Origin of the sequence: Ilumatobacter sp. (assembly GCF_041688325.1) — a bacterium.
Classification (GTDB): Bacteria; Actinomycetota; Acidimicrobiia; order Acidimicrobiales; family Ilumatobacteraceae; genus Ilumatobacter_A.
This window is the reverse complement of the sequence record NZ_JBDNIJ010000087.1, coordinates 1-6,042: the sequence shown is the minus strand read 5'-3', so window position 1 is coordinate 6,042 and position 6,042 is coordinate 1. Positions and strand designations below refer to the sequence as shown.

5 protein-coding genes and 1 pseudogene are annotated in these 6,042 nt (G+C 60.6%); 5 read left to right on the top strand and 1 reads right to left on the bottom strand.

Annotation, left to right across the window (positions count from 1 at the left end; translation table 11 throughout):
• From ACH2EI_RS05900 to ACH2EI_RS05880, 5 genes and pseudogenes are all read left to right on the top strand, one after another.
• Positions 1-264: pseudogene (locus tag ACH2EI_RS05900) on the top strand (hypothetical protein); the annotation flags it as partial.
• A 125-nt stretch (positions 265-389) separates the two neighbouring features.
• Positions 390-1,658: a branched-chain amino acid ABC transporter permease gene (locus ACH2EI_RS05895; protein ID WP_395154751.1), complete on the top strand. Its 1,269-nt coding sequence runs from the start codon at positions 390-392 to the stop codon at positions 1,656-1,658.
• A 9-nt stretch (positions 1,659-1,667) separates the two neighbouring features.
• Entirely contained in the window at positions 1,668-2,708 is a 1,041-nt protein-coding gene (locus tag ACH2EI_RS05890; RefSeq protein ID WP_395159431.1) for a branched-chain amino acid ABC transporter permease, read from the top strand.
• Positions 2,698-3,675, top strand: coding sequence for an ABC transporter ATP-binding protein (locus tag ACH2EI_RS05885; RefSeq protein WP_395159429.1), 978 nt, complete (start codon positions 2,698-2,700; stop codon positions 3,673-3,675). The genes ACH2EI_RS05890 and ACH2EI_RS05885 overlap by 11 nt, the downstream gene beginning before the upstream one ends.
• Positions 3,676-3,684: 9 nt before the next feature.
• Positions 3,685-4,431, top strand: coding sequence for an ABC transporter ATP-binding protein (locus ACH2EI_RS05880; RefSeq protein WP_395159427.1), 747 nt, complete (start codon positions 3,685-3,687; stop codon positions 4,429-4,431).
• Positions 4,432-4,607: 176 nt separating this feature from the next.
• Here the strand turns inward: ACH2EI_RS05880 and ACH2EI_RS05875 are convergent, their stop codons facing one another.
• Positions 4,608-5,990, bottom strand: coding sequence for an ABC transporter substrate-binding protein (locus ACH2EI_RS05875; RefSeq protein ID WP_395159425.1), 1,383 nt, complete (start codon positions 5,988-5,990; stop codon positions 4,608-4,610).
• Between the last annotated feature and the right edge of the window lie 52 nt (positions 5,991-6,042).

Below are 6,042 nucleotides of genomic sequence, written 5' to 3'. Positions count from 1 at the left end.
CTCGCCCTGCAGTTGCGGGCCGACGAACCGGGGCAGCGTCGGCTCAGCGGAATACTCTCCGCCTGGATCTTCGTCGGTCTGCTGCAGGGCGGAGTCGGCTATACGCAGTATTTCAATGGAGTTCCCGAGCTGCTGGTCGGTATACACATCGCCCTCGCGACGGCGCTCTGGGTGGTCACAATGCAACTCTTGATCTTCGGGCGTGCGATGGAAATCACCAAAGATGAAGTCGAAGTTGCACGACCACCTCTCGCCAGAGTCTAGGGTACCGCTCTGTGCTGAACAGGTCTCAGGGGCGACCGCCACATCAGTTGGCGCTCCCCACCTCATCCCAGCGATCCGGTCGACATTCGATCTGGTCGACCGTCCTCCTTGGGACCCTTGCTTCGTTGCTCGGGTTTTTGTCATTCGGTGGCCAAGTTGCCGCTCAGGACGACCCTGGCGAAACGGTCGGTGGCACGATGCGTGCCAAAGACGACGCCGGGGAAAATATCTTCGTCGAGGGCGTCGAGTTCGCCGTGTTCGATGCCGACGGCAATGAAATCGGAACGGCGACAACCGATGCTGAAGGCGTCTGGGTTGTCGCACTGCCAGGCTCAGGCGTGTACTCGGTCCAACTCAACGTCGACACGCTGCAAGGCTTCGAGCTGCGCAACCCTGACAACAACCCGTTGACCGGTGTCGAAGTCCAGCCGAACACCCAGAAAAACACATTGTTCCCGCTGGGCGAACGCGTGGTCGAAGAGTCCACCTCCATCCGTCCCATTCAGCTGTTCGTCGACGGCATCAAGCTCGGCATGATCATCGCCATGTGTGCAATCGGCTTGTCTCTGATCTACGGCACGACCGGCCTCACCAACTTCGCGCACGGCGAGATGGTCACATTCGGCGCGATGATCGGGTACGTCTTCCACGTCACCTGGCAGTTCGATTTCCTGGGCAGCTGGATGACGTCGTTGGTCTTCGGTGCGGTGATGGCAACCATCATGACCGGCGCTATCGGCGGATTGTTCAACGAACTGGTATGGAAGCGCCTCCGCAACCGTGGAGCCAGCCTCATCTCGGCACTCGTTGTGTCGATTGGCCTGTCGATCTTCTTCCGGTACATCTTCCTGTACCAGTTCGGTGGCCGCGCAGGGTTCTACCGTGATTTCCGCATCGGCGACCAAGTCGAGTTCTTCGGGCTTTTCACGATGCTCCGCAAAGACATCTTCATCGTCGCGTTCGGAGCACTGATCCTGGTCGGGGTGGCAACGGCGCTCCGTAAGACCCGCGTCGGCAAGGCAATGCGTGCTGTTGCTGACAACCGCGACCTTGCCGAGTCGTCGGGCATCGACGTCGAGCAGGTCATCAAGTACGTCTGGATCGTTGGCAGTGCATTGGCCGGTCTCGGCGGCGTGCTGTTCGGTCTCACCGAAAACGTCAACTGGGAGATGGGCTTCCGCCTCCTCCTGCTGATGTTTGCCGGTGTCACACTCGGCGGCCTTGGTACAGCGTACGGCGCCCTCGTTGGCAGCCTGATCGCCGGCGTCTTCATTCAGATGTCCACATTGATCATTCCTGGAGATATGAAAAACATCGGTGCGCTGCTCGCATTGATTGTCATCCTCCTGGTGCGCCCACAGGGCTTGCTCGGACGACCAGATCGGATCGGATAGGAAACCATCATGGACTGGGGATCAATTATCGAGAGCCTGTTCCGCGGGCTCATTGGCGAGAGCTTCATTGTCTTCGCCCTGGCCGCAATCGGCCTCAACGTTCACTTCGGTTTCACCGGACTACTCAACTTCGGCCAGGCAGTCTTTATGGCTGCTGGCGCATACGGCCTCGCCATGATGGTCGCAACCATCGGGCCTGCAGCGAACAGAAACTTCGGCTGGAACCTGAGCGAAGGCACCTTGTTCTGGCTCGGCATCTTTGTTGGCGTCATCGTGTTCCCGGTGATCTTCGCACTGATCATGGGTATTCCGACCCTGCGTCTGCGTGCCGACTACCTCGCCATTGTGACGATTGCGGTGGCCGAGATCTTCCGTATCGTGGTCCGTTCGCCCACGCCCGGCATCAAGAAGTGGACCAACTCCTCCGACGGACTCACGGGTTTCTCGGGAACGTTCTACGACATGAGCCCGTTCGGTACGCAGGATCGCTACCTGTTCAACCTCTTCACCGGTAACCAGATGTTCCTCGTGATCGTCGGCTGGGTCGTGTTGGCCATTGCCGCGACGATTTGTTGGCTGCTGATTCGCAGCCCATGGGGACGAGTTCTGAAGGCGATTCGCGAAGACGAAGACGCTGCTCGCAGCCTTGGCAAGAACGCCTATTCATACAAGATGCAGGCACTGATCATCGGTGGCATCTTCGGTGCGGTCGGTGGCATGATCCGAGCTATTGGCTTCTCGGTTGCGCAGCCTGACAACTTCATCACCGACGTCACTTTCTTCGTGTGGGTCGCACTGATCCTTGGCGGTGCCGGCAAGGTGCTTGCTCCGATCGTTGGCGCATCGCTGTTCTTCGGCCTGCTCAGCTTCTCCGACACGTTTCTCCGCGAGGGTGTGTCGGCCGATGTGATCCCTGATGCGATCATGACCGGCACACAGGTCGGTCAGGTCCGCTTCATGATCATGGGCCTCGGCCTCGCACTCCTTGCAGCATTCCGCCCGCAAGGCATCTTTGGCAATAAGGAAGAGATGGCGCTCGATGACCGGTGACCAATTCGAAAACGAGTTCAAGGACGATTTGATCCCAGACGCCGGACCCCTCGCTGGTGCAGCCGGTGACGTCTCCGACATGAGTGTCGCAGTCTCAGACAAGATCGCCGGGGTTGACTCGGTGGCGGCACGTGCCGCGCTCGATAATGTTCCCTGGGAACCGGGCGCCAAGAAGCCCGATCCGATCCTCATTGCTGAGGGCGTCGTCAGGCGCTACGGAGGCCTGACCGCTGTCGACGTCGAACATGTCGAAGTGCAGCGGGGCGTGATCACTGCGCTCATCGGGCCGAACGGTGCTGGCAAGACGACATTGTTCAACCTGCTCACCAACTTCGACACACCGGACCAAGGAACCAGGACGTTCGACGGGCACAACATCGACAAGGTGCCGGCGCACAAGATTGCCAACTACGGCATGGTGCGCACATTTCAGCTCACCAAGGCGCTGTCGAAGATGACCGTTATCGAGAACATGAAGCTCGGTGGAACCGGTCAGAAGGGCGAGTCGATGTGGCGTTCCGTCCTGCCCTTCACATGGCGAGCCCAAGAGAAGGAGATCGAACAACGCGCCGATGCGTTGCTTGATCGTTTCAAGCTGTCGCACATGCGTGACGAGTTTGCCGGCACGATGTCCGGCGGGCAGCGCAAGCTCCTCGAGATGGCGCGTGCATTGATGGTCGAGCCATCGATGGTGATGCTCGATGAGCCAATGGCCGGCGTCAACCCGGCCTTCACCCAATCGCTGCTCGGCCACGTCACTGGCCTGCGCGACGCAGGAATGACCGTGTTGTTTGTCGAGCACGACATGGACATGGTCCAAGAGATCTCCGACTGGGTCATCGTGATGGCCGAAGGCCGGATCATTGCCGAGGGCCCGCCGGCCTCGATCGGCCAGAACAAGGCCGTGGTCGATGCCTACCTCGGATCAAACCACGACTCCGCCCTCGATCTCGACACTGCACTGTGAGCCCTGACAATGTCTGATGCTTCCCCGAATACAGCCGGTGCGCCGGTCGCGACGAAGAGCGAGCCGCTCCTCGTCGCCGATAATCTGACGGCCGGCTATATCCCCGGCGTCAACATTCTCAACGACTGTTCCCTTGAGCTCGCCCAGGGTGAACTCGTCGGAATTATTGGTCCGAACGGCGCTGGAAAATCCACGCTGATCAAGGCGATGTTCGGCCTCGTCAACATTCGCGAAGGCCAGGTGCGCCACCGTGGCGAGGAGATCACGAACCTCAAGGCGAACAAGCTGGTGAGTCGTGGCATCGGTTACGTGCCGCAGAACAACAACGTCTTTCCTGCGCTCACGGTCACGGAGAACTTGGAGATGGGAACATTCCTCAATCCTCCGCTGTACAAGGAGCGCGTCGGCATCATTGGCGACATGTTCCCGCGTCTGATGGAACGTGCCGGCCAGCGCGCCGGTTCGCTGTCTGGCGGTGAGCGTCAGATGCTGGCCATGGGCCGTGCGCTGATGATGGATCCGTCAGTGCTGCTGCTCGACGAGCCCTCTGCTGGCCTGTCTCCGGCACTGCAGGATGAGGTGTTCATTCGTTGTCACCAGATCAACAAGGCAGGCGTGTCGATCATTATGGTCGAGCAGAACGCCAGCCGTTGCCTGCAGATCTGTCACCGTGGCTATGTGCTCGATCAGGGCTCCAATGCCTATACGGGTACGGGCAAGGAACTCCTGAATGACCCCAAGGTCATTGAGCTGTAGCTCGGCACCCTGGTCAAAGACCACCAGGACGACTGATCTGCCCCCGTTGCGTTGGAGCCTGCGTGACCGGCGCCGGCGAGCGTTGGGCTTCTGAGCTGAAAACCAAAAGAGCCCGGGGCCCGAGGCCCCGGGCTCTTTCAGTTGTTGATCAGAAGATCAGCAGGGGTCTGAGTTGATCAGACCTCGACCGAACCCTGGACCGAACCGTCAACGAAAATGGTGCCGGTCTCATCGAATTCCAGGATGAGGATGGAAGCCTGTGTGGGCTCACCTTCGTCACGGAACTCGAGCGGGCCGGAGACACCGTCGTAGTCGAAGTCGGTGCCGGCCTCGGCGAGGGGAAGACACTCGACGTAGGTCGTGCACTTCTCGCCGCCACGGGTGACGTCGTTGATTTCTGCGCCAACGGCAATGCCATCGTCGGTACCGGCAACGGTGGCTGCCAGCGCCAAGATGATGACCGTGTCATACGACTCTGCGGCGTAGGAGAAGTCAATGAGGGACGGGTCGACTGCGAGGAGCAGGTCGCGGAAGTCTGCGAGCTGACCATCAACGTCGACACCCGGGAGCGTTCCACGCATGCCGGCGAGGACCGAAGGGTCGTCGAAGGCCGCAGCGAGGGCGTTGCCCATGTTGCCGTCGACACCGTAAACCATCTTGTCAGCCGGGCCAACGCCGTTCTCGATGAGACCGGTAAGGATCTTCGAGGTCTCGTCGAAGCCGATGATGACGATGGCGTCCGAGCCAGCGTCGACAGCCTTGCCGACGACGTCGTCGAAGTTCTCAGCCTTCGGGTCGTAGATTTCGGCGAGGTCGGTCACGCCACCCTGTGCCTCGAACGGGCCCTGGGTGAACTCGAGCAGGCCGGTGCCGTAGGCATCGTTGAGCACGAGGAAGGTAGCCGAGGTGGCGCCGTCAGCGATCATGATGTCAGCAAGTGCTGCACCCTGCACCACGTCGGACGGAGCGGTACGGAAGTACAGACCGTTGTCGTCGTAGGTAGTGAAGACCGGCGAGGTGTTTGCCGGGCTGAAGTGGACCTTGCCAGCCTGCGTGATCTTGTCGATCACGGTCAGGGACACACCGGAGCTTGCAGCGCCGATGAATGCGTCAACGTCTTCAGCGAGGAGACGGTCAACCGTGGCGTTGGCCACTTCACCGTTGTCGCCGGAGTCGCCCGGGAGCCATTCGATGTCATTACCGAGGACGCCGCCAGCGGCGTTGACGTCTGCGATAGCAGCTTCAACACCAGCGAATTCCGGCGGTCCGAGGAACGCCAGGTTGCCGGTCTCGGGCAGGATGCCGCCAAGGCGGAGGATACCGTCGGAGGCGGCAGCAGGTTCGGCGGGAGCGTCGGTCGCGGCCGGAGCCTCGGTCTCAGCGGGTGCTTCCGTGGCAGCAGGAGCGTCGGTCGCGGCCGGAGCTTCTGTCGCGGCGGGTGCTTCTGTTTCGGTGGGTGCTTCGGTGGTTGTCGCAGCCTCGTCGCTACCGCAAGCTGCGGCAACGAGCGTCAGACCGACGAGCAACGAACCGACGCGTGTCACGCGTGATTTCTGCATGTGGGTTGTTCTCCCCCTGTTTGGACAGGCGCGGGATGCCCCTGTTCTTTAG

Coding starts and splice junctions, on each gene's coding strand:
- ACH2EI_RS05880 (WP_395159427.1), top strand. CDS start 3,685: ATGTCTGATGCTTCCCCGAATACAGCCGGTGCGCCGGTCGCGACGAAG.
- ACH2EI_RS05885 (WP_395159429.1), top strand. CDS start 2,698: ATGACCGGTGACCAATTCGAAAACGAGTTCAAGGACGATTTGATCCCA.
- ACH2EI_RS05875 (WP_395159425.1), bottom strand. CDS start 5,990: ATGCAGAAATCACGCGTGACACGCGTCGGTTCGTTGCTCGTCGGTCTG.
- ACH2EI_RS05890 (WP_395159431.1), top strand. CDS start 1,668: ATGGACTGGGGATCAATTATCGAGAGCCTGTTCCGCGGGCTCATTGGC.